The organism is Mesorhizobium sp. B2-3-14, from assembly GCF_006442175.1.
In the GTDB taxonomy this organism is placed as follows: domain Bacteria; phylum Pseudomonadota; class Alphaproteobacteria; order Rhizobiales; family Rhizobiaceae; genus Mesorhizobium; species Mesorhizobium australicum.
The window spans coordinates 103,547-129,139 of sequence record NZ_VFVP01000014.1 but is presented as its reverse complement, the minus strand read 5'-3'; the positions used below and the strand labels follow the sequence as shown (position 1 = coordinate 129,139).

Here is a 25,593-nt window from a genome sequence, read left to right as displayed (position 1 = left end):
TCGCAAACCGAAATCAGGGCGTGAGGAGAGCAAGATGACCTACGACTGGCCAACCCTGCTCCCCCTGATCTTCGCCGGACTGATGGGCCTTGCCATTCTGATCTACGTCATTCTCGACGGCTTCGACCTCGGCATAGGCATCCTCTTCGCCGCCGCCGCGGACACCGAGCAGGACACCATGATCGCGGCGATCGGCCCGTTCTGGGACGCCAACGAAACCTGGCTGGTGCTGGCCGTCGGCCTGCTGCTGGTCGCCTTTCCGCTGGCGCATGGCGTCATCCTGACGGCTCTCTACATTCCGGTCTTCGTCCTGCTGGTCGGCCTGATCCTGCGCGGCGTCGCCTTCGATTTCCGCGCCAAGGTGCCGGCGGGGAAGAAACATCGCTGGAACCGTATTTTCTTCCTTGGCTCGCTCATCGCCTCGCTGGCGCAAGGCTATATGCTGGGCGTCTACGTGCTCGGCCTCGATGTCGGGCCAGGCGGCATGGCTTTCGGCGTGCTGGTGGCGTTCTGCCTGGCGGCGGCCTACGCGGCGATGGGCTCCGCCTGGGTGATCTACAAGACCGAAGGCGCGCTGCAGAAGAAGGCGGTGCTCTGGCTGCGCACCGCCCTGGTGCTGACCGCGCTCGGCATGGCCGCCGTGTCGCTGGCGACGCCGTTCGCCAGCCCGCGCATCTTCGCCAAATGGTTCGTCTGGCCCGAGATGCTCTATCTGTCGCCGCTGCCGATCCTGTCGGCGCTGCTGTTTGCCTGGCTGTGGCGGCAGACCTTCCATCTGCCGAGGCCTGACGATCGCCATTCGCTGACGCCGTTCCTGACGCTGGCCACCATCTTCGCGCTCGGCTTTGCCGGCCTGGCCTGGTCGTTCTATCCCTATGTGGTGCCCGATCGCCTGACCATCTGGCAGGCGGCGTCGGCGCCCGAAAGCCTGGCGATCATCCTGGCCGGCACCGTGGTGGTGCTGCCGGTCATCATCTTCTATTCGTTCTATGCCTACCGCGTGTTCGGCGGCAAGGCGACGGATCTGACTTATGATTGAGGGATCCCGGCGGGAGCCCCCGCTGTCCCGCCGGCATTTCGAGGCGAGCGCCGCTCAGCTCAGTTGCTCGCCGACAGCACCAGCACCGGCTTTTCGCTGTAAAGCGCCGGGAACAGCGTCTTCAAATTCGCCACCTTGGGCAGGTCGTTGTAGACGATGTAGGGATAGGTCGGGTTCAGCGTCAAAAAGTCCTGGTGGTAGGTCTCGGCCGGATAGAAGGTCTTGCCGGTCTCCAGCGTGGTGACGATCGGCTCGCCGAACACTTTGGCCTTGTCGAGCTGCGCGATGTAGCTCTGCGCGATTTTCTTCTGGGCGTCGTTTTCGGCGAAGATCGTCGAGCGGTACTGGGTGCCCGAGTCCGGACCCTGGTAGTTGAGCTGGGTCGGGTTGTGGGCGACCGAGAAATAGACCTGCAGCAGCTGGCCGTAGGTCACCTTGGACGGATCATAGGTGATCTCGACGGACTCTGCGTGGCCGGTGCGGCCAGTGCCGACCGTCTCGTAGACGGCATCGTCCTTGGCGCCGCCGGTATAGCCCGAGACCGCCTTGCTGACGCCCTTGACGTGCTGGAATACGCCCTGCACGCCCCAGAAGCAGCCGCCGGCGAAGATCGCCTTCTCTGTGCCGGTGGCCGCCTTTTCGTCAATCGCCGGCGGTGGGATCTTCACCGCATCCTCGGCGGAGATGGCTGGCGTCAGCCAGAAAGCAGCGCCCGCGACGGCAAGGGCGAGTGCGGCGAGCGCCCCCCGGACAAAGCCTGTCGAACGTTTGTTGATAGTGGTCATGGTTGCACTCCTCATGGCTTCCATTTGGGATCAGTCTATTGGATCAGCTACGGTGGCGCGATGCGTGAGTTGCGGCGGAGGCTCACATTCGCGTGCGCCTGCGGACTTTCTGTTTCGACCTCGTTGCCGAAGCAAAACCGCTTCAAGCCTTTCCCGGGGGCTTCAGCAACTGTCCCCGGCTGGACAGGGAGCCCGCCAGGGACAGAAGGCCACGCACCAATCTCAATTGGCGGTGGCATCCGTCGCCGGCTTCATCGCGTCGGTCGCCGGTTTCATCGCATCCGTGGCAGGCTTCATGGCGTCCGTAGCGGGCTTCATGGCGTTGGTCGCCATCGGGTCGGCCGGCTTCATGGCGTCCGCGGCCGGCGCCATGGCGTTGGCGGCGGGCTTCATCGCATTGGTGGCATCGTCGGCGCGGGCGATGCCGCCGGCAAACAGCGCCGTGGAGCACAAAGCGAGGGCGAGAGCCGGCAGCGTCAAGCGGGAGAAAGTGGTCATGGTCGGTTCCTTGGGTTTACGGGTTGATGGCACGCCGGTTTGGGCGGCCGGGCTCTTGCACCGCTGCTCATGCGGCGGTGCAAATCTCTGTTTTAAAAATCTCTGCTCGAACGGGATCTAGTTGGCGGCGGCGGCCAGGATCGGTCCGCCGCCGGGCGACTGCACCAGCACGGCGGTGCTGAGGCCGCCCGAGGCCGCCGGCAGATCGAGCGTCTTGGCGTCGCCGCTCCAGCTGCCGAGTTTTGTCAGCGCATGCACGACATTGGCATGCGGCAAGGTGCGCCCGGTGTTCTCGCCGCGCGCCACCGGCACCTCGACGACACCCTTGGTGTAGCGCACCAGCCAGACATCGGCATGGCCGCCCGGAGCGGCGCCGGCGCCGATCGCGACCTTGCCGCCCTCAAGCGCCAGCGACGGGCCGCCGGTCTTGGCCGTGGCCGCGATCAGATGTTCGATCTCGCCGGGTGCTGCGCCGACGACGTCGGCATGGCCGTTGACCACCACTTGCGGCGTGAACGGCCCGTCATGGCCGAGCGATGGCTCGTAGGATACCTGGCGCTGCGTGAATTCCTGCTTGCCGAACGTGTCCTTCCAGCCGAGGTAATCCCAGTAGGTGACGTTGAACGACAGCGCCAGCACGCCGGGCCGGTCCTTGACCTTGATGAGGTTGGCGTTGGCCGGCGGGCAGGACGAGCAGCCCTGGCTGGTGAACAGCTCGACCACGGTGAGCGGCTGGGCGAGGGCGTTGACAAGCGATCCGGCGAGCGCCAGCGCGGCGAGGCCGGACAGTGCGAAAAACCTGCTTGGTAGGACTGGCGACATCGGCTTGCTCCGTGGGGCGACGCTACGATGCGCCGCTCATATCCCCACTTCGCCGCCACGGACGGCTTCGTTACAACGCTCACCGGTTTGTGATTGAAGAGCGCTCTGCCCTGCGCGCCTCAGAGATTGGCGAACACGGTCGCCAGCTCCAATCTCACCCACGAGGGGAGATCGGCAGCGTCACTGTGTCAGCGCCGTCTCCGAGGGCCGCTTGTTGTAGTCGCATTTGCCGGTCACGTTGTAGAAGAAGTCGGCGTTGCTGACTGGCGCCGGGACCGAGTTGCCGCCATCTTCCCAAGCCTGGTAGGCTGTCGCGCCGCAAGGCACGACGCTGAAGATGTCGACAGGCTGACCGGTGGCCGTCTCGGTCAGGGTGGTCGCGCTCAAACCGCTATAGAGCCGGTTGGACGTCGTTGGATCGTTTGAGATCAGCTTTTTCGGGTTGCCCGACGGTACGTCCATCTGCAAATAGAGGCCGCCCATCGCGCTGACGTCGATCGCCGCGCCGGCGCTGTTGGCCGGATACATCGTATCGACGCAGTAGTATTTCGTGCCGCTCGCATCGGTCTTGAGGGTCACGCCGCTTGGCGGATTGTTGCCGACGGTGCAGACCTGCTTCTGGACCAGCGTGGTGACGGTCTTGCCGGCTGAATCGGTGGTGAGGACGTTGACATTGGTCGTGCCGTAGCCCTTGGGATCCTTGGTGTTCCCATAGGTATAGTCGATCGTCATCAGCGGCTTGGCCACCGTCGCACCGAATTGCGTGCCGTAAAGCGTCATTGTCTTGTTCCAGTAACCCGAAACCCCGGAGACCTTGAAGGTAGCCGCAACCAGCGCGGGCGGCTTGCTGACCGCAGAGGCGACGGCGATCGGTACGGTGTTGATCCTGGCGATGCTCATGAAAACGGTCGGCATGGCGAAACTCGCCGTGGCCTGCGCCGTGGTGGCGGTGGTGGTGTTGCCGGCCACGAAGTTGGTCAGCGTCGCGGTGCCTTGTCCACCGTTTGCGGCGAAGGAATCCTGCAGCAGCGTCTGGCGCTGCGCCAGCGTCGACGTGATGTCCATGGTCGTGATCGTCAGGATCGCGGCATCCAGCGCCTGCTGCTGGTTGGATTTGGTCTGGACCGCGCTTGTATAGTCGACCGAGAAGCCGATGACCGCGATCAGCGGCATCAGGCTCACCAGGAAGAGCGGCATCATCGACCCGCTGCGGGAGCGGGCAAAGCCGCGCAAAACCCTGAACATTTCAAACCCCCGACAGACATTAGCGAGCGTGCAATTACCACGAGCCGGCGAACCAAGCTCTAATGTGACCGATCAAAGTTTATGCATTCTTTGCCAGTAGGCCGGTTTTTTCGATTTTTTCGCTGATCTCACCGCTTTGTGAGCGGCAAGGCAGCCCTTGGGCGCCAAGCCTTGCCGCCGCTTGCCGCCCCTGCTAAAGCGCGCGGCATGAGCACGCCCCTCGACCACATCCGGAATTTTTCCATCGTCGCCCATATCGACCATGGCAAATCCACGCTTGCCGACCGCCTGATCCAGTCCACCGGCGGGCTGGAGCTGCGCGACATGAAGGAGCAGGTGCTGGACTCGATGGATATCGAGCGCGAGCGCGGCATCACCATCAAGGCGCAGACCGTGCGGCTGAAATACCGCGCCAACAATGGCGAGGACTATATCCTCAACCTCATCGACACGCCCGGCCATGTCGACTTCGCCTATGAAGTGTCGCGCTCGCTCGCCGCCTGCGAGGGTTCGCTGCTGGTGGTCGACGCTTCGCAAGGCGTCGAGGCGCAGACGCTGGCCAATGTCTACCAGGCCATCGACAACAACCACGAGATCGTCGTGGTGCTGAACAAGGTCGACCTGCCGGCCGCCGAGCCCGAGCGCATCCGCGAGCAGGTCGAGGAGGTGATCGGCATCGATGCCTCCAACGCCGTGCTGATCTCGGCCAAGACGGGCCTCGGCATTCCCGACGTGCTGGAAGCCATCGTGCACCAATTGCCGCCGCCGCGCGAGGGCGATGCCACGGCGCCGCTCAAAGCCATGCTGGTCGACAGCTGGTACGACGCCTATCTCGGCGTCATCGTGCTGGTGCGCATCATCGATGGTGTTTTGAAAAAGGGCCAGACCATCCGCATGATGGGCACCGGCGCCAAGTACCTGGTCGAGCGCACCGGCGTGTTCACGCCCGCCCGCATCAATGTCGACGAGCTCGGCCCCGGCGAGTTCGGCTTCTTCACCGGCTCGATCAAGGAAGTGGCCGACACCCGCGTCGGCGACACCATCACCGAGGACAAGCGCCAGACCGCGCATGCGCTGCCCGGCTTCAAGCCGGCGCAGCCGGTGGTGTTCTGCGGCCTGTTCCCGGTCGACGCCGCCGATTTCGAGGATTTGCGCGCCGCCGTCGGCAAGCTGCGCCTCAACGACGCCTCCTTCTCTTATGAAATGGAAACCTCCGCCGCGCTCGGTTTCGGCTACCGCTGCGGCTTCCTTGGCCTGCTGCATCTCGAAATCATCCAGGAGCGGCTGGAGCGCGAGTTCAACCTCGACCTGATCGCCACCGCGCCCAGCGTCGTCTACCGGCTGCTCCTCAATGACGGCTCGATGAAGGAACTGCACAACCCGGCCGACATGCCCGACGTCGTGAAGATCTCTGCCATCGAGGAGCCGTGGATCCGCGCCACCATATTGACGCCCGACGACTATCTCGGCGGCATTCTAAAGCTCTGCCAGGACCGGCGCGGCATCCAGGCCGACCTCTCCTATGTCGGCAAGCGCGCCATGCTGACCTACGATTTGCCGCTCAACGAAGTCGTCTTCGACTTCTACGACCGGCTGAAGTCGATCTCGAAAGGCTACGCCTCGTTCGACTATCACCTGACCGACTACCGTGAGGGCGACCTGGTGAAGATGTCGATCCTGGTCAATGAGGAGCCGGTCGACGCACTGTCGATGCTGGTGCATCGCACGGCGGCCGAAAAGCGCGGCCGGCAGATGGTCGAGAAGCTCAAGGAGCTGATCCCGCACCACCTGTTCAAGATCCCGATCCAGGCCGCGATCGGCGGCAAGGTCATCGCCCGCGAAACCATATCGGCGCTCCGCAAGGACGTCACCGCCAAATGCTACGGCGGCGACGTGTCCCGCAAACGCAAGCTGCTCGACAAGCAGAAAGAGGGCAAGAAGCGGATGCGGCAGTTCGGCAAGGTGGATATCCCGCAGGAGGCGTTTATCCAGGCGCTGAAGATGGGGGATTGAGGGAGCGACGCCCGCTTAGCCATGAACGCCCGGAGCCATAGCGGAGGGCACAAAGCCGGTTGGCGCGCAGCGCGCCAAGTGCCGCACCAATGCCACCGAATCATTCGTCTCCCGCATTCGCCGCGCCGAGATCGGCATTTATCACCATATCGCTGGCAACTATTTGGGCGCTTATGCGACCGAAATAGCATGGCGCGAAGATTGCCGCCGCGAAGCCAACGGCACTCAGTACGCGTTGGTCATGGGTGCCGTTTCAATTGCGCCGAAGTCGGCGCAGTGGTGCGGATATGGCAGCGTCGAGCGAACTAGGCACCGGCCTTCTGCTCTTTCTTCAGGAAGATACTTAGGTACTGACCAAGCTCCACAAGCCCATCGGCAGACAGGTTTTCCGGAAATATCAGCGTCACGTCTCCCTCACTTACAGGGAAGACTGCCTTGCGTGACCCTTGCTTCATCTCAAGCTCTAGGTCTGCATTCTGTGCGGCACGCGCGGCCATAGCGGCAATAAGGTGTTGCGGCATCGCTGGCGGTGTCTGCGCAGGGGAAGTTTCCATGATCTTTGTCTCTCTGATTGGAATTCCCGACATCCCCTGATCGGTAAAGACCCATTGGTTATCAGCAGAGAACCCCAAAACGGTCGCGCCCTTTGGAAACTGGTCAGAGCCTTGACTGGTCCACTGGATCTTATCGCCGACCTTGATATCGGGCGGTTGGTTTTCCACCGTACCACTTTGAGTCTCACGGTCAGTTTTGTCCGCGTTTTTGTCAGGCTCGTAAAGGCCAATGTATCGGGCTGTTTCCTTGAATTCGGCCAGCAACTCATTGGCTGCGTCCCTGTTGAAGTCAAGATCGAAAACCAAAAAGTGCACTACGGAGTTATCAGACGCCAACCCTACAGGATACTTTTCGTAGATCGCCTTGTGCGCCTTTGGGTGCAGGGCAACCTTCCGCACGAGTATTTTCTTTTCTGTGTCATCTTCCCGCTCATCGAGCAGAATGCGGCGAGCGATGGTGGAGACCTTGACCTTGCGCGTGTCACCTTCGCCTTCGACGTCGATTAGCCCGTAATACCCCAGAGTTGCCAGCATCTGGCGCCCCCCGCTACTCTTAGCGCTGTACCCCCATGCGGTAGCCACCGATTCCAACGGCGCCGCATAATCCCCCTCATTGTCATAAAGGGCTTTGGCCTTTTCTAATGCTTTCTGGATGCTGAGAGAGGGGTAGGAAGGGCTACGCCCGACCCTGCGCTTCTGCGCGACCTTGGCCTCAGCACCCTTCGTCTCGGTCTGGTCCGACATCGCAGCCTCCTTTTTGACTTCCTAGCCTTCATACACGTAGAGGCTAAGAAAGTCAAAAATCTTGATATGTCCAAGCGGAGGGGTTGATTTATGACCAGATTGGCCACAGGATGCACCGTGGGGAACGAATCTCCCACGGTGCGTCGAGCAAAGGGTTTTTGGCATGGAACCCATATGACGACCGCTTTCTGATCTGACGAGGTTTGCCCACCTGGTCAGTTTCAGCAGCCGCCGCTGGGCGGTAGGTGCCGGGCGCGAATGCCCGGTGCCACACTGATCCGTGAATAGTCCGGATCAGAAACAATGCGACCGAATAAACGGCGGCGCACCACAACGCGACGACAATGATTCATCCTTGAATCAGCGTCAACTGTTTATTCGGTCGCATCCTTTTCGAAAGGAAAAGGCAATGCAGGACCGCAAGGTCACGCCGGATATGGTTCCGGTTATCAAACTGGCCCGCATGAAGCGAATTCCGTATTCGTGGATTTCGGGCTACTACCCCGGCCTCAACTTTGGCCGCATCGCCGATGTGGTGAAGGGACGTAGGTTCCCAGAAATCCCACCGGCAAGCGATCTCCCCGCCGACTTCCCATCGGCCTAGGCTATCGACTTCTTTTGTGGAAGGGGCGGTCCCACTATTGGCCGCCCCTTTTCAGTTGCCAGAGCTTTTAAGGCCCGTTGGCGTCTTGATCGTCTTTCCAGCCACCGCTTTTTTCCACTGGGCTGCCCGCGGACCCCAGCTTGCCTTACCAGCATTGGCGCCGCCCCTCACCTGCCTGCCGGCATCCTCTCCCCGTGTAGGGACGGGGAGAGGGGCGCTGTCATTGACACTTTCGCCAATCGCCATCGTTGCATAAAAGCGCCGGCGTTGCGGCCAGCTACTCTCGCCACGTTTACGGGGAGTTGAGAAGTGGTCGCGCAGCGGACGAAAAGCCAATTGCTTGGCTTTTCGAACGACGAACGTCCGGCCGGACAGTGAGGGGCGGCGCCGACCTCGGCAATAGTAACGGTCCCCCCGAACCACGGCCGCCGTATTGACATCAGCTCCACACATGCGTCATTGGAGGCGGGCAATTGGGGGACTATCCGTGAAAAAGATCTATGCGAAGCCGACGCTGAGCAAGCGCGAGAGGCTTTCGGCCGTGACGGCTGTCGCGTGTCCAGTGTCGGTCTGCCCGCGCTAGGACGTTCCCGGGAAAGGGCAGGCCTGCTGCCGCCCATCGCTCTCCCGCGACAAATCCCAGGCAGCGTTGGTACGAATTCATACCAAGCATCCGCCTCGGTTGATCGCGCGGCATAGGCCCGGTACACAAATCGGGCGGCGGACCTTCATCAGGTCGCTAGTGGCCGGCGCGGGGCTCAGGCAATTGTCTCACCGGCATCGCGCCGGCCATCTTCCCTAAATGATTGAGTGTGGGCCAAAGGCGCTCCGCACCGCCCGGTGCTGACCTTCGCAGGTTGGTACCTCCCTCCGCCCGCGACAGGAAGGTCAGCGTCGGCGCTGCCCCTCACCTGCCTGCCGGCAGGACAGTGGGGGCGGTGCTGACCTGCGATAGGCGCACGCTGGACTAGCCGCTATCCCCAACCCCGACCCGATTTTGACTTTGCGGACGCCGTCCCCCACTCCGTCGCTGCTTCGCAGCGCCACCTCTCCCCCCTCCGGAGGGAGAGGAACCAAGACCGGCCAAACCTCAACTTTCAATCCAAACCTTCTCAAAATGCTGTTCCAGCGCCTGATGCTGCTCGCAGCCTTCGATGCCCTTGCGGAAGGTCCGGTAGACCGAGCGCCAGTAAGGCTGGATGATGATGCCTGAATCGCGCAAATTCTGCTCGATCTTGGCCATGACCTCCTTGCGGGCCTTGGGGTCGGGCATGGCGAGCGCCTTGTCGAGCAGCGCGTCGAACTCCTTCGAGGCATAGGCGCTCTCGTTCCAGGCGGCGCCCGATTTATACGCCAGCGCCAGCACCTGGACGCCAAGCGGGCGGCCGAGCCATTCGGTGCAGGAATAGGGGAACTTGCTCCAGTCGTTCCAGAAGGTGGCGGCGGGCAGCACGGTGCGCTTGATCTTGAGGCCGGCCTCGCGCATCTGCGCGGCGATGGCGTCGCCGGTGCTCTTCTGCCATTCGATGTCGACCGAGATCAGGTCGTATTCGTGGTCTGATTTGCCGGACTCGGCGAGCAGCGTCTTCGCCGCCTCGACATCGCGCTTGGCCGGACCGATATCGGCATATTCGGGGTGCATCGGGCCGACATGGTGGTTGTCGGCGGGTTTGCCGCGGCCATCGAGGCCGAGCTTCAGCACGGCCGAATTGTCGACGGCAAGCTGGGCGGCGCGGCGTACCTTGACGTCGTCATAGGGCGCGTTGGCGACGTTGAAGCGGGCGACGATGGTCGAGCCGGTGGCGATCTCGGAGTTCTTCAGCCCCATCTTGTCGGTCTGCGAGACGGCGTCGGAAGCGGTCTCGTGATCGGTGTCGATCTCGCCGGATTCGAAGGCCGACAGCATGGCGTTGGGGTCGGAGCCGTAGTCGATCCACTGGATGCCATCGAGGTAGAACTCGCCCTTCCACCAGGGCTTGTCCCGGCGCTTGACCTCCGCGGCCGTCTCGGCGTCCCATTTCACCAACTCGCACGGCCCGGTGGTGATGGCCAGCGCCTTCATCGGGTCGCCGTCGCCCTCATAGGAGCGGTGCATGATCAGCGCGGGATAGTCGGCCATGCCGGCGATCAGCGAAATGTCCGGCTTCGGCAGGTTGAGCTTGATGGTGTAGTCGTCGACCTTCTCGATGCCGCCATCGACCACCTTCTTGGTGTCGGCATTGACCAGCGCGCCCATGCGCGCGGCGACCGAATTGCCGGCAACGCCGGCTTCGCACCAGCGGGTGAGATTGTGGACGACGTCGTCGGCGTTGAAGGCGTCGCCGTTCGACCAGGTGATGCCCTTGCGCACATGCAAGGTCAGCGTTTTGGCGTCGTCGCTCATCTCCCATTTTTCGAGCAGCCAGGGCTCGAAGGTGAAGTCGGTATTCCAGCGCACCAGATATTCGTTGCAGTGACGCGCGACGTTGGACATTTCGACACCGTCGAAGGTGCGCGGATCCTTGAAGCCCTTGACGTTCATGGCGACGCGCAGCACGCCGCCCTTCTTCGGCTCGGCGGCGCGGGCGGGCGTCGGGGCGATGCCGCCCAGCGCAAAAGCGCCGGCGGCGCTGACGCCGAGGCCGGCCATCAGCGCCAGATATTCGCGGCGGCTGATGCCGCCCGTCCTGAAATCGTCGGCGACAGGTTTGGCGCGCGGGTGAAGTTTGCGGTCGGTCAGCATGAATTTCATCGTCGTTCCCTCTTTTGTTGGTGCATGCCCAAAATTGCCCAGCGGTTTTGGGACGACGGCCTGCACGGAAACAGGCTCGCCCCGGCGGACAAGCCGACGCGGCGCGGCTGCGACCGCCGGGGCGCCATTGCCTGAGAGGGAATGATAGGGCTGGGTGACGTGGCGGAATGTTCTGGAATCCGCAGGACTTGTGCGATGCTCCGCAGGGGGTGGACGGACCTGGTCGCACCACCTCTTGTCTGCTAGCCATCTCCCCCGCAGGGGATCGGTCGGATTGCGAGCAAGAGCGATGCGTTTGCCTGCGGCTTCGCGTTTCACCAGCGGCTTCCCCCACTCCGTCTCGGCTTCGCCGAGCCACCTCTCCCCCCTCCGGAGGGAGAGGAAGGAACGCGCTTGGCGAGGTCGCGCCTTTCCTCTACCCCGTCGATCGGGGGAGAGGTGTCGAGCGAAGCTCGACGGAGTGGGGGTCGACCCATGGCGCGATCGGTCAATCCACCAGAACAAAAAACCCGGCGCGAGGCCGGGTTTTTCAAGCGATCCCTGTCAGCCGAGGATCAGCTCACCTGGGTCTTGGAGGACGCGGCCTGGTCTTCGGCCAGCTTCTGCTGGAACATCTGCGCGAAGTCGATCGGGTCCAGCATCAACGGCGGGAAGCCGCCATTGCGCGTCGCCTCGGCGATGATCTGGCGGGCGAAGGGGAACAGCAGGCGCGGACATTCGATGAACAGGATCGGCAGCATGTGCTCCTGCGGGAAGCCCGAAATGGCGAAGACGCCGCCATAGACCAGCTCGACGTTGAACAGCACTTCCTGGTCGAAGGAGGCCTTGGCGTTCAGCGTCAGATTGACGTCGAACTGCTTGTCGGAGAGCGGGTTGGCGTTGACGTTGACGTTGATGGCGATGCCGGGCGCCTTGTCGCGGCCGCGCAACGAGTTCGGCGCGCCGGGGCTTTCGAAGGACAGGTCCTTCACATACTGGGCCAGCACGTTGAGCGACGGCTGTGCCGCGTTGCCGTTGCCATTGGCGCCGACCGGCGCGTCATCATTGCTGGCCATGAGCCACTATCCTTTTCCCCTGGCAGTCTCGCTCACCGAATTGAATCGGGGCTGACCGAATTGAAATCGGGCGTTCGCTACCATGGCCGGCATGACAAGACAAGGTTTGCCGCCGTGTGACCGGAGCGGACCCAGACTGCATCGAGATTCAGGTCAGGCCGAGGCGAAAAGGGTGGTTTCCGAGAACCGGAGCGGAGCGTACTTGAAGTACGTGAGCACCGGAAGCGCAGGAAGCCGCCCTTTGCAGACCGGCATCACCTGAATATCGATGCAGTCTCAATCGTCCTTCAGCCGCCGCCACGGCGAATTGTGGTCCGGGCCGCGCTTGAGGTCGTCCTCGCGCGAATAGTCGCCGTCGTCGAGGTCGATGACTTTGTCGCGCTGACGGCGGAAGCCGCCGGTGGAGAAATTGCTGGCCACGACGATGCGGCCCTTCAGCCTGCTCCAGGCAAGGTCGCGCACCGGCGGCAGGAACAGGAGCAGGCCGACAATGTCCGTGATGAAACCGGGAATGATCAGCAGCACCGCCGCGACCACGATCATGGCGCCGTGGGCGAGCTGGCCGCTGGGGTCGCGGCCGGCGGCCATCTCGGCGCGAATGCGGCTCATGACGCCGAAACCCTGGTGGCGCAGCAAAAGCACGCCGGCGAAGCTCGAGGCCAGCACCAGTCCGACCGTCGCCAGCGCGCCGACCTCACGGCCGACGACGACGAAACCGGCGATTTCCAGCAGCGGAAGCGCGAGGAGAAAGAGGGGAAGCAGCGAAATGCGCAAGTCTTTACCGATCATTCGATTGTTTTGTCCCGCTGGCGGCCAATCGCCGCTGGCACGGAGGCTGTTAGATAGGTATGCCTGCCTTTGATTTGAATGATTGCGCCTTGCGTTCTATATGCTTTGAATGGTGAACGCTATGCGACCGCGGCCTGCTGGGCTGGACGGTCCGGCCTAGAGGCAGGGATTGATTGGCGGAAAATATGGGCTTCTTCGACTTCGGCACGATTTTCTTCCTGATCGCGGCGGTGGTGATCTTCTTCCAGCTGCGCAACGTGCTGGGCCGCCGGACCGGTAGCGAGCGGCCGCCCTTTGACCCCTACACGGCGGCGCGCACCGACAAGGACGCCACGCAGAAGCCCGAGAACGTCGTTTCGCTGCCGCGCAAGCGGGCGCCCGGCGAGCCGGCGCCGGCCGACGCCTATACGGCCATCGACGCCTTCGCCAAGCCCGACACCGATCTCAACAAGGGCCTGCGCGCGATCAAGGACAACGACCCCTCCTTCGATCCCAAGGGGTTCGTCGACGGCGCCAAGATGGCTTACGAGATGATCGTCATGGCCTATGCCGACGGCGACCGCAAAACGCTGAAGAACCTTCTGTCGCGCGAGGTCTATGACGGCTTCGTTGCCGCGATCGGCGAGCGCGAGGCCAAGTCGGAGAAGATCCAGTCCTCCTTCGTCGGCATCGACAAGGCCGACATCGTCTCGGCCGAGATGAAGGGCGGCGAGGCGCATGTGACGCTGCGCATCATCAGCGAGCTGATCTCGGCGACGCGCGACCAGGCCGGCACGGTCATCGACGGCGATCCCGAGACAGTGGCCGAGGTCAAGGATGTCTGGACCTTCGCCCGCGACACACGCTCGCGCGATCCGAACTGGAAGCTCGTCGCCACCGAAGAAGAAGACTGAGTCCGGCAAAGGCAGGCTCCGGTGTCGCTGTCGCCTCTCCTTGTTGAAAGGTCTTTCGGCGACCTGTCCGGCTGGGGCGACGACGACCATCTGCCGGCCTTCGCCGCCTTTGTCCGGTCCGCCTTCCATGCGCCGGTAAAACCCTATCGCAGCGGCGCGCTGGGCGTCGATTTCAGCGGCTTCGCCGAGGCCTATGCGCAAGCACGCGAAGCCCCCGCCGCCAGTTCGTCCGAAGCGCGCGCCTTCTTCGAGCGCCATTTTGTCCCCATGCTGGTCCGGCCCGAAACCGGCGCCGGCCTCGTCACCGGTTTCTACGAACCGCAAGTCGAGGCCTCGCCGGTGCGGACGGAGCATTTTGCCGTGCCGCTGCTGTCGCGTCCGGCCGATCTCGTCGATGTCGACGACACCAACCGGCCCGCCGGGATGGATCCTTACCTCGCCTTCGCGCGCCGGACCGTCGATGGGCTGGCCGAATATCCCGACCGTGGCGCGATCGAGCGCGGCGCGCTCGCCGGCCAGGGGCTGGAGATCGCCTGGCTGGCCGACAAGGTCGATGCCTTCTTCATCCATGTCCAAGGCGCGGCCCGGCTTGTCATGACCGACGGGCGGCTTTGCCGCGTCACCTACGCCGCCAAGTCAGGCCAGCGCTTTACGGGTCCCGGCAAAATCCTGAGCGGGCTCGGCGAAATCCCGCTGGCCGACGTGACCATGCAGTCGATCCGCGCCTGGTTCAAGGCGCATCCTGGGCGGGTCGACGAGATCCTGTGGCAAAACCGCTCCTACATATTCTTCCGCGAGGCTGCAGTGGATGATGCCGCGCTCGGTCCGATCGCGGCCGCCAAGGTGCCGCTGACGCCGGGCCGCTCGATGGCCGTCGACCGGCTGCTGCACACATTCGGCACGCCTTTTTACATCGACGCGCCGACGCTCACCGCCTTCGACAAAAACCCGTTCCGGCGGCTGATGATCGCGCAGGACACCGGCTCGGCCATAACAGGGCCGGCGCGGGGCGACCTGTTCGCCGGCTCGGGCGATGCCGCCGGCGAGATCGCCGGCGTGGTGCGCGACGCCGCCGATTTCTATGCGCTGGTGCCGCGCGCGCTGGCCGGGGGCGCGAGATGAGCAAGCGCGGGGATAAACTCAGCGACGACGACCGGGTGCTGTGGAACCTGGTGGCGCGCACCGCCAAGCCGCTCAAGGGCCGCGCCGCCGTCGACATTCCGGACATGGCCGTCGATGCCAGGCCGACACCGGCGCAGCCGGTCCAGCCCGCCGCCAATGCGCCGGGCGCGGCAAAACCGAAGGTCCAGCATGTCACGCACCGGCTCGACGAGCCGACGCTGGACAAGCTGCAAAAGGGCCGGCTGCCGATCGAGGGCCGCGTCGACTTGCACGGCATGACGCAGGACGAGGCCTATTCGCTGCTGTTCTCGTTCCTGCACCGGGCGCATGCCGGCGGCGTCCGCTATGTGCTGGTCATCACCGGCAAGGGGTCTTCCTCGGGCGGCGATGGCATCTTGCGTCGCGCCGTGCCGGCCTGGCTGTCGACACCGGCGTTCCGGCCGCTGGTCTCCAGCCACGACCATGCCGCCCGCAACCATGGCGGCTCGGGAGCGCTTTATATCAGGCTGCGGCGGGCGCGCTCGTGACGCCGTTCGGCGAGCGGCTGCGGGCGCTGCGGGCCGAGCGCGGCGTCAGCCAGAAGGACATGGCGGCGGCGATCGGCGTCAGCGCCGCCTATCTCTCGGCGCTCGAGCATGGCCGGCGCGGCGCGCCGACCTGGACGCTGATCCAGAAGATCATCGGTTATTTCAACATCATCTGGGACGATGCCGAGGAACTGGCGCGGCTGGCCGAAACCTCGCATCCGCGGGTGAAACTCGATACGTCAGGCCTGTCCCCCGCCGCCACCGAACTTGCCAATCTTCTGGCCGAGACCATCGAGAAACTCGACGAGGCCGAGCTTCTGCGCATCACCGCGTCGATCCGCGCGGCATTGGGCCGGCGATCGTAGAAGACAGCGCCCGCCGGCGAGCAGCCAGCGGGCAGCCGTGGTGCGATCAATTCTTGCCGGCCGTGCTGCCGCCATTGCCGCCGCGACCATGGTCGCCATGGCCCTGGCCGCCATTTCCACCGCCCAGGCAGTCCGACGCGCCGGCCTCGCCGCAACAGCGGCCGGCCCACAAATCGTTGAGGTTGGTGTTGGCGCAGCTTGGAATGGTCTGCCCGGCCAGAGCTGATCCGGTGAGGGCCGAAACGGCGGCCGCGGCGAGAAGCGTGTTGCGCAGAAAAGCAGTCATTTGAAGTCTCCATGATTTGGGTTGGTTCGGTTCACGGCTGTGTGTCGCCGGGCGAACGGAAATGGTTCACGGAGGGATGCGGAAATTTTCTGGAGGGTCCCCAAAGGGAGCCGTGGGTCAAGGCAGTGCGGCAATGGCAGAGGCCCCAGAGATTGGCGGAACCTCCACGGTTCGTCATCCACGGGCGAAGCGGACGCGCAGACCCGAGGATCCATGCCGCGATCTGCGAGCTTCGCAACCGTGCAGAATGCAATAGTATAGCCGCGCTGGGGTGGCGCCGCCTCAGGCAGGTGCCCCGCTATGGCCCTACTGCACCGAGCCGACCAGAACCTGCTGGCCGCCGCGGATCGAGACCCAGCGGCCGGTGTTGTCGATCGCCTGGCGCTTGAGGAAGCGGTAGCCGGTCTGGTCCCAAGACTTGACCTTGTCGGTCAAATTGTCGAGCACATAGTCGCCGCCATCGGTGCGCACCGTCAGCACGGCGTGGCCTTCGCCGTCGGGCTTGCGGACCACGGTTATCAGGAGATCGGCGAGCGACATGCCCATGCGGGACAGCTGGCGCCGCTTCTCCAGCACGTAGTCCTCGCAGTCGCCGACGCCCTTGTCGGGATAGGCCCAGACCTCGTCCTTGCCGTAGATGTCCATGTCGCTCATCGGCTTGACGGCGGCGTTGACCCTGGCGGTGACGTTGACCAGCTTGCGCATCAACCCGTCGGTCAGCACCGCCGGCGCGAGATTGGCCGGGCGGATCGAACATTCGCCTGGACGCTGCTTGCAGAAATCGTAGTGGCCGATCGGCTGCGAGGTGAGGCCCCCGGTGGCCATGGCGCCCGAAGCCCAGGCCGGTGCCATCCAGCCCCCCGTTAACGCCAGCCCTGCTGCCGCGCATACGCGCAGCCTTCGCATGGTTGAGGAATTCATTGTCCCCGCTCGCCCTGTTGTTAACGAAACGTTAAGGGCGATTTACACTCCGTGTCAATTACGACGTCGGCCTGATTTGCAGCATGGTTACCCGCGGGGAGGCAGAGCGGCACTTGTGCAACAAAATCGGACCCGCGTCCGGTTCCGTTTCAAAACCGCCTACCGCTTGGCGGTGCGGACCAGCTTCGGCTTCACCGCGACGCGGTTCTGGCGGCCATAGCTGGTGATGAAGTCGACGATGCGCGGCACGATCTCGGAGCGGAAGCGCGAGCCGTTGAAGACGCCGTAATGGCCGACTGCCGGCTGCATGTAGTGCGCCTTCTTGTCGGCGGGAATGTTGACGCACAAATCCTGCGCCGCCTTGGTCTGGCCAAGACCCGAAATGTCGTCGTTCTCGCCCTCGACCGTGAACAGGGCAACGTTGCGTATGACGGACGGATCGATCCTTGTGCCGCGATGCGTCATCTCGCCCTTGGGCAGCGCATGGCGCACGAAGACCGTGTCGACCGTCTGCAGATAGAACTCCGCCGTCAGATCCATCACCGCCAGATATTCGTCATAGAAGTCGCGGTGTTTTTCGGCATTGTCGCCATCGTGCTTCACAAGGTTCATGAAGAATTCCTTGTGGGCGATGATGTGGCGGTCGAGGTTCATGCTCATGAAGCCCGAAAGCTGCAGGAAACCGGGATAGACCTCGCGGCCGAAGCCCGGCACTGGCCAGGGCGCGCGCATGACGACGTTGTCGCGGAACCAGTCGATGCCCTTTTCCTCGGCCAGCAGATTGACGGCGGTCGGGTTGCGGCGGGTGTCGATCGGCCCGCCCATCAGGGTCATCGTCGAAGGCACGAAGGGATCGCCCTTCGCCTCCATCAGCGCCACCGCCGCAAGCACCGGCACGGAAGGCTGGCACACGGCCATCACATGCGTGTCCGGACCCAGCGTGTGCAGCATGTCGATGACGTAGTCGATATAATCGTCGAGATCGAAGCTGCCATCGGCCAGCGGCACCATGCGGGCGTCGACCCAGTCGGTGATGTGGACATCGGCATAGGGCAGCATCGCCTCGACCGTGCCGCGCAGCAGCGTGGCGTAGTGGCCCGACATCGGAGCCACGATCAAAAGCTTCGGGTCGGCCTTGCGCCCGGCGGGAACGGCGCGCTCGAACCGGACGAGATTGCAGAACGGCTTCGACCAGACGGTCTTCTCGGTGACCGCGACGCTCTTCCAGTCGACCACCGTCTTCGCGAGGCCGAATCGCGGCTTGCCGTAGCGGCGCGTGGTGCGCTCGAACAGTTCGGCGCCGGCCGCGATGGAACGGCCCCAGGGCGTATGCGAAACCGGGTTGAGCGGGTTAGAGTAGAACAACCGGACCGCGTCGGCATAGAGCCGCGCCGGCTGCAAGGCCGCGTGGTTCATTTCGTAGAGCTGGTAGAACATACGTTACCCCGCGACCGAAGGGACGACGATCAGCGCCGAGCCCTAGATGTCTCGCGGGGAAGTTAACAACTAATTGCTGCGATGCAATACGTCACGTGGCGTGACCAATGCTTCTTTCGCCGAAGGCCTTGAAAACCGGGCACGGCCGGCCCAGCCGGCTCAATGTGCAGTGCCGAAATGTGTAGGATATGTGTCAGGCTCTCGCGCCCGCCTGACCATGATCCCGAAAGTTCCCGGTTGCTGCGCTGATCCGCGGTCGGGAAGGCTCATGGTCAGGAGAGGGTCAAATCAGACGCGCGCCATGCAGACGGAGGTCTGTCCGGAGCCGATGAAGCCGAGCTGGCCGGCGGCGCCTTTCGACAGGTCGAGCACCCGGCCCTTGATGAAGGGACCGCGATCGTTGATCCGCACGACGACGCTGCGGCCGTTGTTCTTGTTGGTGACCCGCAATTTGGTGCCGAAAGGCAGCGTGCGGTGGGCGGCGGTCATCGCCGAGGGGTTCATACGCTCGCCCGATGCGGTCCTCGAGTGCAGCGCGTACCAGGAAGCGCGGCCACACTGACCGGCGGCGGCGGTTGCCGAAGTGGCGGAGGCGCCGACCATCAGGCCAGCAGCGATCGTTACCGCGACAAGCGCGGTCTGTTTCGTGGTCTTCATATTTGGGGGATGGCTCCGTTTTTGACAGACCCAAGCCGTTAGGTGGGAAATAAGGCAGGAAATGCGGCAGTGATCTGGCGGTTCCATGGCAAGATCACACGTTTGGAGTCAGGGGGTAACAGTTTGTCAGGGATTTTCGGACCAGATTTCATCAGTTATCGATGATGTTCGTGCCGATATCCGAGATCCGTTTGACAAGATCCGGGATTAATCTCCAAGTAGAAACCGCTGGCATCGAGCCACTTCCTTTGGCTCTTTCATCGCGGCTGTGGCGCCGCTCTCGATCGACTGGGAAAGCGAGATCCGACAATGAGACTGACCAAAAATCTGCTGGCGTTGATTGTGCTGGCGATCGGTGCGTTGTGGTCGCTGCAAGGGATCGGCGTGGTCGGCGGCAGTTTCATGACCGGCCAATCGCAATGGCTCTATATCGGCCTCGCCGCCATGCTGGTCGGCCTGGCCGGCCTGGTATGGGCGAACCGTGGGCATGGTTGATTTTCGAGCAAGCGCGCCCGCTGCCGAGCGCGCCGCCCGTGGCGACTGCGTTCACTGGGACCAGTACTGCCAGGCCCAGTAAAAACTCTCGTCGCGCGGTGGCAGGCGATCGCGCCCGGCGCGGAGATGGACCGGCGCCGGCGAGCGCGGGCTGTCGTCACTTGCCGCTTTCTCGTCGGAAGCAAGGCCGAGCAGCCAGGCGCTGACATGGGCAAACAACACGGCGGTGGAATGGGTCATCGTCATTCTCCTTTTCCGATCATTCCCGCCCCGCCCATGGGACCAGCACGCGCTCGATGCGGCGGATGGTGAATTCGAGCACGAAGGCGATGGCGGCGATCACCAATATGCCCATGATCACCACGTCGGTGACGAGGAACTGGGCCGCCGACTGGATCATGAAGCCAAGCCCGCGCGTTGCCGCCACCAGCTCGGCCGCGACCAGTGTCGACCAGCCGGCGCCGAGCGCGATGCGCAGGCCGGTCAGGATCGAGGGCAGGGCGCTGGGCAGGATCACGTGGCGGACCACTTGGCGTCGAGTCGCACCAAGCGAACGCGCGGCGTTGACGCGCTCCCGCGAGACGCCGCGGACGCCCGAGGCGGTCGACAGCGCGACCGGCGCCAGCATGGCGATGGCGATCACCAGGATCTTCGACGGCTCGCCGATGCCGAACCAGATGATGACCAGCGGCAGGTAGGCCAGCGGCGGGATCGGCCGCAGGAATTCGAGCAGCGGATCGAAGATGCCGCGCCCCACCGTGCTGATGCCTATGGCGAGCCCCACCGGCACGCCGACCAGGATGGCGGCGGCCAGCGCGGCAAAGACGCGGGCCAGACTGGCGACGACATGCTGCGGCAGCGTCGCGTCGACGAAGCCGTCGCTGATAACCACGATGAACTTGTTCCACACGGCAAGCGGCGAGGGCAGGAACACCGGCGACACCAGTTGCAGGCGGGCCGACAGTGTCCAGAGCGCCAGCACCGCCAGGATGGTGGCGGCGCTGACCATGCGGGCCGAAACGCCCGTCCGTTTCGCCCGTGGCCTCGACTAGGGCACCGACAGGCCGTCGGTTTCGTCTGTCCTTGGACCGGGCCGTTCGGTGTAGGAGGAAATCGTCATGCCGCCTCTCCCTCGAAGATCGCGTCGGTCAGTTCGCCGCGCGCCGCCGCGAAGGCCGGATCGGCCTTGATGGCGCGAATGGGCTCGCCCGCCGCGTAACGCCTGGAGAAGCCCGGCTCGAAGGTTCGCACCACGCGGCCCGGGCCGGGCGCCAGCACGACGATGCGGGTGGCGAGCACCAGCGCCTCCTCGATGCCGTGCGTCACCATCAGCACGCCGGCATGGCTTGCCGTCCAAAGGTCGAGCAGCGTCGTCTGCATGCGCTCGCGCGTCAGCGCGTCGAGCGCGCCGAGCGGCTCGTCGAGCAGCAGGAATTCGGGTTCGGCGGCGAGCGCCCGGGCAAGTCCGACACGCTGACGCATGCCGCCGGACAGCTCCCAGATGCGTTTGTCGCCGGCTTCAGCGAGCTTGACCAGCGCCAGCAGTTCATCGGCGCGGCGCGCCCGTTCGGCTGGCCTCACACCGCGCAGCCTGAGCGCGAAGGCGACGTTCTCGCGCGCCGTGAGCCACGGAAACAGCGCATCGTTCTGGAACACCACGGCGCGGTCCGAACCGGGCCCGGTGATCGGCTTGCCATTGACCGTGGCACTGCCGCGCGCCGGTATGACCAGGCCGGCGGCGACGTTGAGCAGCGAGGTCTTGCCGCAGCCGGAGCGGCCGACAAGGACGACGAAATCGTTCTTGGCAACGCCGATCGACACGTGCTCGACGGCGGGTGCCGGCTGGCCGTCATAGTGGATGGAGATCTTGTCGAGCACGAGATGCGGCATGGGCCCTCGCCGATTGGAAGGATATCCGCCTGCCCCGAAATCGCGCCTCGTCGGCGGCTTCGGGACAGGCAATACGCGGCGTGGGAAGGAGAGCCGCGTGTGCGAGGCGTCAGTTCGAGGCCAGCGCCTCGGTGACGTATTTCGAAGTGACGTATTTCGAATAGTCCGGCAGCACCGCGTCGACCTTGCCTTGCTCCTTGAGGAAGGCGGATGCCGCCGCGATCGCACTGACCGTACCGCCGCCGAGGAACTTCCCGGATGCCTGCTCTTCCAGGGTGGGGAAGACATAACCCTTGAGCAGCTCCGGCACCTCTTCCAGCTTGGCGCCGGTGAGCTTGGCGATCGCGGCGGCCTGCGGCGACGAAACCGACCAGGCGTCGGGCTTGGCGAGATAGTCCGCATAGGCGGTGCCCGTCACCTTGACGAAGTCGCGCACGGCTTCCGGGTTCTTCTCGGCGAAGTCGGTGCGCACGATCCAGGCGTCGAAGGTTGGCGCGCCCCAGGCGGCGACCTGCGAGGAATCCAGCACCACCTTGCCGGATGTCTTGATCTGGCCCAGCGCTGGGTCCCAGACATAGGCGGCGTCGATATCGCCGCGCGCGAAGGCGGCGGCGATTTCCGGCGGCCGCAGGTTGAGGATCTGGACCGATTTCGGATCGACATTCTCGTGCTTGAGCGCGGCAAGCAGGCTGTAATGCGTCGTCGACACGAACGGCACGGCGACCTTCTTGCCGGCGAGGTCTGCGACCTTCTCGATGCCGGCGCCGTTGCGGGCGACCAGCGCCTCGGATTGCCCGATCAGGCCGACGACGAAAATGGTCTGGATCGGCAGTTCGCGGCTGGCGGCGGCCGCCAGCGGGCTCGAGCCGACATAGCCGATATCAACCGAGCCGGAGGCGACCGCAGCGATGACATCGGCGCCGGAATCGAATTTGCGCCAGTCGATGCTGGCTTTGGTCGCCTTTTCATAGGCGCCATCGGCCTGCGGCACTTTCGAGGGTTCGACCACCGTCTGGTAGCCGATGGTGATCTTCAGGTCTTCGGCGAGCGCCGGGCTGAGGAAGGCGGCGCCGGCGAGGGCGGCCGACGACAGAAGGAGAATGCGTCGCGAAATGGTGGGCATCAAAGGGCTCCATGAAAAGGTAAAACCGGATTGCATGTCCATAGTTCTCTAATTCCATGGTTCTTGTAGAGTTAAATCCTTCCAAGGAAGGAGAGCTTGTTGGAAAAAAGCCACTGGCGGCGGGCCGCCACGGCGGAAGTGACGGTTGCCGTCGTCCAAGAGCGGCGAGCCCATCAACTTTGCCCGAGGGCTCGACCTCGACCGTTGCAGATACAGAGAGGTTCAAACCAGAATTCCGGGTTTTCCCGATCTCCAGCAACTAATGCTTCGAATGGTACGGAATTTAGAATGAGGTTCCACGTGCCGGCACTTAAGTATATTAACCTTATGAACATAGGAGCGAGGTGCCGATGACAGGCCATCCCAAGCGTATGGTGGAGATCGCTGGCGTCGTCGGTTTCCCAGCCGCGGGCCGTCATGCGAGCAACCCTGGCGTCTGTGTCCTCGAAATCACAAGGCGGGCCTAAAATCGCCGCAACGAGTTGAAAATCAAGCAAGATTAACCGCAATTGGCTTGTATATCATGTCACTGGAATTTATGTGTCATGGAGGCTTCGGCGCGGCGGGGAGGCACGCGAGGCGTTTCGCAACGGATGCCCTAAGGCCATCGCACGACAAAGAAACGTTCGGTTCATGCTCACCAAAAAAGGCAAGTACGGCCTCAAGGCGCTCGTCCATCTCGCGCACATGCCGGCCGGACGGCTCGCCTTCGTCGGCGATATCGCGACCGGCAACAACATCCCGAAGAAATTCCTCGACGCTATACTGGGCGAGCTGCGCAATGCCGGCTTCGTCCAGAGCCGGAAGGGCAAGGAGGGCGGCTATCGCCTGGCCCGGCCCGCCGACGAGATCAAGGTCGGCCACGTCGTGCGCGTCCTCGACGGTCCGCTGGCTCCGATCCCCTGCGCCAGCCGCACACAGTATCAGCGCTGTGAAGACTGCAACGAGGCGACATGCCAAGTCCGACATCTGATGCTGGAAGTCCGGCAGGCGATCGCCGAGGTGCTCGACCAGCGCAGCCTCGCCGAGATGCGCGACATTGCCGACGACCTCCCGGTCGCGAGGGACGACCTGCCGGTAGTGCGGAACGACCTGTCGGTCGCGGTGAAGGTCCAGGCCTGAAGCCGGCACTTCGCATGGGGCTCGCTTGCGCATGACCGGGCGAACGAACCCGACCCGTTCCATCATCATCGTCGGCGGCGGCGCCAGCGGCGTCGTGCTGGCCGCGCATCTGCTCAAATCGCCCAATCCGGACCTGCGCGTCACATTGATCGAAAAACGCCCGCATTTTGGCCAGGGCATTGCCTATTCGACGCTGCTGTCGGCGCATGTGCTGAATGTCAGCGCCGCAGGCATGAGCGCCTATGCCGACGATCCCGGCAATTTCTGGCGCTGGCTGCTGGAGCGGGGGCTTGCGACACCGGAACAGGCTCCGGTCTATGCGCCGCGCAGCCTCTATGCGCGTTATCTCAAGGAATTGCTCGACGACCTGGAAACGCGCGAGCGCGAGACCGGCCGGCTGCGCCTGATCCGCGAGGAGAGCCTGTCGATCACGCCGACGGCGTCCGGGGTCGAGGTGGCGCTCGCCAACGGCACCAGCGTGGTCGCCCATCTTGCCGTGCTCGCCACCGGCCATGACGAACAGCCCGCGCAGGGCCACGCGATCCGGATGGGCTCGGAAGGCGACACCGCGCTCGATCCAGACAGCCGCATCCTGGTGCTGGGCACGGGCTTGAGCATGGTCGATGCATTCCTTTCCCTGGAGCAGCGCGGCCATCGCGGCGACATCATCGCGGTGTCGCGGCGCGGCCTGCTGCCCTCGCCGCATCGCAAGGGCAATCCGATCAAGCTCGACGTCGCCGACATCCCGCTCGGCACCCAGCTCTCCTATTTCGTCGGCTGGTTCCGCGACCTCATCCGTCAGAACCAGAAGGCCGGCGTCGACTGGCGCGACGTGGTGGACGGCCTGCGCCCCTTCAACCAGAAGATCTGGCAGAACTGGCCGGCCTCGGCCAAGCGCCGCTTCGTCGAGCACACCAAGGCCTGGTGGGACATCCATCGTCACCGCATGGCACCCGAGGTCTACGCCAGGGTGACGGAGGCCGTGCAATCGGGCCGCATCCGGCCGCTCGCCGGGCGCGTCGTCGCCGTCACGCCGGGCGACGGTTTCGCGGTGGAGGTCCAGTCGCGCCACACCCAGCGCCTCGAAACATTCGGCGTCGCCCGCATCTATGATTGCTCCGGTATCGTGCGCGACATCTCGACCTCGTCGAACAGCGTGGTGCGCTCGCTGGTCGACCGCGGCCTGGCGCGGCCGGACCCGCTGCGCATCGGCCTCGACGTCTCGGCCAATTGCGAGATCATCGCCGCCGATGGCACCGTTTCGCGAAAAATTCTCGCCGTCGGCCCGCTGACGCGCGGCACCTTCTTCGAGATCGACGCCATTCCCGATATCCGAGTCCAGTGCGCCAGGCTGAGCAAGCGGTTGCTGGGGTAGACAACCCCAGGAGGCGATTGTCTTTGGCAAGTGGTGCCCGCCTTAAGCCGCGAGCCTCTTCCGTGATCGCACCATATTCGGCTGGGCGTAGTCTGGTATTCGTCCTGAGCGGCCCTATGTCGGTCTGAACAACTTCCGTTCTTAACTATAAAACGGCAGGACTAAAGTCTTGCGCGCTAGCAGGCCTTGGTCCGAGGGGTCTTCGAACGTTCCGTGCTTGTCCATTGGACGTTCCATTACTTTAGTCAATCGAGATATACGTGGCTTGATATGGACCGCGGTAATGGGGATGCAAATCGGCCTGCCAAAAGGCGCGATCTTCCTTCCGTCGAGTGACCCAATGCCTCCTCAGCCCGGTTTCGAGCCAGTGCTTTCCTATGCCCTCGGACCAAAAGAATGGCCGGTGCGGGGATGCTTGGGTTGGAAGCAGGTCGCACCGGCCATCGCGGGTTAGGCTTCGATTGGGATCGTCCCCCGCACGACCAAGCTACACATATATTA

At 63.8% G+C, this 25,593-nt stretch carries 25 protein-coding genes and 2 pseudogenes; 11 read left to right on the top strand and 16 right to left on the bottom strand.

What is annotated here, in order from left to right:
- Positions 1-34: 34 nt before the first annotated feature.
- Complete coding sequence (locus FJ950_RS26855) at positions 35-1,039, top strand: cytochrome d ubiquinol oxidase subunit II (protein WP_140619877.1); 1,005 nt, start codon at positions 35-37, stop codon at positions 1,037-1,039.
- A 59-nt stretch (positions 1,040-1,098) separates the two neighbouring features.
- Here FJ950_RS26855 and msrA read toward each other — a convergent pair whose 3' ends face one another.
- The 4 genes from msrA to FJ950_RS26835 form a co-directional block, all read right to left on the bottom strand.
- Positions 1,099-1,824, bottom strand: coding sequence for a peptide-methionine (S)-S-oxide reductase MsrA (gene msrA, locus FJ950_RS26850; RefSeq protein ID WP_015314746.1), 726 nt, complete (start codon positions 1,822-1,824; stop codon positions 1,099-1,101).
- Between the two features lie 222 nt (positions 1,825-2,046).
- A complete protein-coding gene (locus FJ950_RS26845) occupies positions 2,047-2,322 on the bottom strand; it encodes a hypothetical protein (protein ID WP_140619875.1) in 276 nt (91 codons plus the stop codon).
- A 117-nt stretch (positions 2,323-2,439) separates the two neighbouring features.
- Positions 2,440-3,144 carry a DUF1223 domain-containing protein gene (locus FJ950_RS26840; protein ID WP_140619873.1) on the bottom strand — a complete coding sequence of 235 codons (705 nt, stop codon included), beginning with the start codon at positions 3,142-3,144 and terminating at the stop codon, positions 2,440-2,442.
- A 180-nt stretch (positions 3,145-3,324) separates the two neighbouring features.
- On the bottom strand, positions 3,325-4,389 hold the full coding sequence (locus tag FJ950_RS26835; protein WP_015314743.1) for a TadE/TadG family type IV pilus assembly protein: 1,065 nt from the start codon (positions 4,387-4,389) through the stop codon (positions 3,325-3,327).
- A 207-nt stretch (positions 4,390-4,596) separates the two neighbouring features.
- Here FJ950_RS26835 and lepA point away from each other — a divergent pair, with 207 nt between their 5' ends.
- Positions 4,597-6,402 (top strand): translation elongation factor 4, encoded by a 1,806-nt coding sequence (lepA, locus tag FJ950_RS26830; protein WP_015314742.1) that lies wholly within the window; start codon positions 4,597-4,599, stop codon positions 6,400-6,402.
- Between the two features lie 79 nt (positions 6,403-6,481).
- Positions 6,482-6,643: pseudogene (locus FJ950_RS26825) on the top strand (transposase); the annotation flags it as partial.
- Positions 6,644-6,707: 64 nt separating this feature from the next.
- Here the strand turns inward: FJ950_RS26825 and FJ950_RS26820 are convergent.
- Positions 6,708-7,700 (bottom strand): hypothetical protein, encoded by a 993-nt coding sequence (locus FJ950_RS26820; protein ID WP_140619872.1) that lies wholly within the window; start codon positions 7,698-7,700, stop codon positions 6,708-6,710.
- A gap of 409 nt (positions 7,701-8,109) precedes the next feature.
- On the opposite strand from FJ950_RS26820, the gene FJ950_RS26815 reads away from it, so the two are divergent.
- On the top strand, positions 8,110-8,304 hold the full coding sequence (locus FJ950_RS26815; protein WP_140619870.1) for a hypothetical protein: 195 nt from the start codon (positions 8,110-8,112) through the stop codon (positions 8,302-8,304).
- A 1,090-nt stretch (positions 8,305-9,394) separates the two neighbouring features.
- Here FJ950_RS26815 and FJ950_RS26810 read toward each other — a convergent pair.
- From FJ950_RS26810 to FJ950_RS26800, 3 genes are all read right to left on the bottom strand, one after another.
- Positions 9,395-11,035: an ABC transporter substrate-binding protein gene (locus tag FJ950_RS26810; protein WP_140619868.1), complete on the bottom strand. Its 1,641-nt coding sequence runs from the start codon at positions 11,033-11,035 to the stop codon at positions 9,395-9,397.
- Positions 11,036-11,589: 554 nt separating this feature from the next.
- Positions 11,590-12,090: a protein-export chaperone SecB gene (secB, locus tag FJ950_RS26805; RefSeq protein WP_015314738.1), complete on the bottom strand. Its 501-nt coding sequence runs from the start codon at positions 12,088-12,090 to the stop codon at positions 11,590-11,592.
- A 276-nt stretch (positions 12,091-12,366) separates the two neighbouring features.
- The gene (locus FJ950_RS26800; protein ID WP_140619896.1) at positions 12,367-12,864 is read right to left on the bottom strand and encodes an FxsA family protein; all 498 of its coding nucleotides are present in this window, start codon (positions 12,862-12,864) and stop codon (positions 12,367-12,369) included.
- A gap of 200 nt (positions 12,865-13,064) precedes the next feature.
- Between FJ950_RS26800 and FJ950_RS26795 the strand changes: the two genes are divergently transcribed.
- Genes FJ950_RS26795 through FJ950_RS26780 form a run of 4 tightly spaced genes read left to right on the top strand, consistent with a single transcriptional unit; the run spans position 13,065 to position 15,786 of the window.
- Entirely contained in the window at positions 13,065-13,772 is a 708-nt protein-coding gene (locus FJ950_RS26795; RefSeq protein ID WP_015314736.1) for a Tim44/TimA family putative adaptor protein, read from the top strand.
- A gap of 21 nt (positions 13,773-13,793) precedes the next feature.
- A complete protein-coding gene (locus FJ950_RS26790) occupies positions 13,794-14,894 on the top strand; it encodes a murein transglycosylase A (RefSeq protein WP_140619866.1) in 1,101 nt (366 codons plus the stop codon).
- The gene (locus tag FJ950_RS26785; protein ID WP_140619864.1) at positions 14,891-15,421 is read left to right on the top strand and encodes a Smr/MutS family protein; all 531 of its coding nucleotides are present in this window, start codon (positions 14,891-14,893) and stop codon (positions 15,419-15,421) included. Before FJ950_RS26790 ends, FJ950_RS26785 begins: the two co-directional genes overlap by 4 nt.
- Positions 15,418-15,786: a helix-turn-helix transcriptional regulator gene (locus tag FJ950_RS26780; RefSeq protein WP_015314733.1), complete on the top strand. Its 369-nt coding sequence runs from the start codon at positions 15,418-15,420 to the stop codon at positions 15,784-15,786. Before FJ950_RS26785 ends, FJ950_RS26780 begins: the two co-directional genes overlap by 4 nt.
- Before the next feature lie 46 nt (positions 15,787-15,832).
- On the opposite strand, the gene FJ950_RS26775 is transcribed toward FJ950_RS26780, so the two are convergent.
- The 4 genes from FJ950_RS26775 to FJ950_RS26760 form a co-directional block, all read right to left on the bottom strand.
- A complete protein-coding gene (locus tag FJ950_RS26775; RefSeq protein WP_140619862.1) occupies positions 15,833-16,072 on the bottom strand; it encodes a hypothetical protein in 240 nt (79 codons plus the stop codon).
- A gap of 306 nt (positions 16,073-16,378) precedes the next feature.
- Positions 16,379-16,993, bottom strand: a complete 615-nt coding sequence (locus tag FJ950_RS26770; RefSeq protein ID WP_140619860.1) for a transglutaminase-like cysteine peptidase — start codon at positions 16,991-16,993, stop codon at positions 16,379-16,381.
- Positions 16,994-17,152: 159 nt separating this feature from the next.
- Positions 17,153-18,430 (bottom strand): polyhydroxyalkanoate depolymerase, encoded by a 1,278-nt coding sequence (locus FJ950_RS26765; RefSeq protein ID WP_140619858.1) that lies wholly within the window; start codon positions 18,428-18,430, stop codon positions 17,153-17,155.
- A gap of 288 nt (positions 18,431-18,718) precedes the next feature.
- Positions 18,719-19,087 carry a septal ring lytic transglycosylase RlpA family protein gene (locus FJ950_RS26760; protein WP_015314729.1) on the bottom strand — a complete coding sequence of 123 codons (369 nt, stop codon included), beginning with the start codon at positions 19,085-19,087 and terminating at the stop codon, positions 18,719-18,721.
- A 309-nt stretch (positions 19,088-19,396) separates the two neighbouring features.
- Between FJ950_RS26760 and FJ950_RS29615 the strand changes: the two genes are divergently transcribed.
- Positions 19,397-19,582: a hypothetical protein gene (locus tag FJ950_RS29615; RefSeq protein ID WP_015314728.1), complete on the top strand. Its 186-nt coding sequence runs from the start codon at positions 19,397-19,399 to the stop codon at positions 19,580-19,582.
- 51 nt (positions 19,583-19,633) lie between these two features.
- On the opposite strand, the gene FJ950_RS26750 is transcribed toward FJ950_RS29615, so the two are convergent.
- From FJ950_RS26750 to tauA, 4 genes and pseudogenes are all read right to left on the bottom strand, one after another.
- Entirely contained in the window at positions 19,634-19,822 is a 189-nt protein-coding gene (locus tag FJ950_RS26750) for a hypothetical protein (protein WP_140619856.1), read from the bottom strand.
- 19 nt (positions 19,823-19,841) lie between these two features.
- Positions 19,842-20,702, bottom strand: a pseudogene (locus FJ950_RS26745) (ABC transporter permease subunit).
- Positions 20,699-21,472, bottom strand: coding sequence for a taurine ABC transporter ATP-binding protein (locus FJ950_RS26740; RefSeq protein ID WP_140619854.1), 774 nt, complete (start codon positions 21,470-21,472; stop codon positions 20,699-20,701). The pseudogene FJ950_RS26745 and the gene FJ950_RS26740 overlap by 4 nt, the downstream one beginning before the upstream one ends.
- 109 nt (positions 21,473-21,581) lie before the next feature.
- Positions 21,582-22,595, bottom strand: a complete 1,014-nt coding sequence (gene tauA / locus FJ950_RS26735) for a taurine ABC transporter substrate-binding protein (protein ID WP_015314724.1) — start codon at positions 22,593-22,595, stop codon at positions 21,582-21,584.
- Positions 22,596-23,228: 633 nt separating this feature from the next.
- Here tauA and FJ950_RS26730 point away from each other — a divergent pair.
- Together FJ950_RS26730 and FJ950_RS26725 are read left to right on the top strand one after the other, a co-directional pair.
- On the top strand, positions 23,229-23,717 hold the full coding sequence (locus FJ950_RS26730) for an Rrf2 family transcriptional regulator (protein WP_140619852.1): 489 nt from the start codon (positions 23,229-23,231) through the stop codon (positions 23,715-23,717).
- A gap of 31 nt (positions 23,718-23,748) precedes the next feature.
- Positions 23,749-25,092, top strand: a complete 1,344-nt coding sequence (locus FJ950_RS26725) for an FAD/NAD(P)-binding protein (RefSeq protein WP_140619850.1) — start codon at positions 23,749-23,751, stop codon at positions 25,090-25,092.
- Positions 25,093-25,593 lie beyond the last annotated feature (501 nt).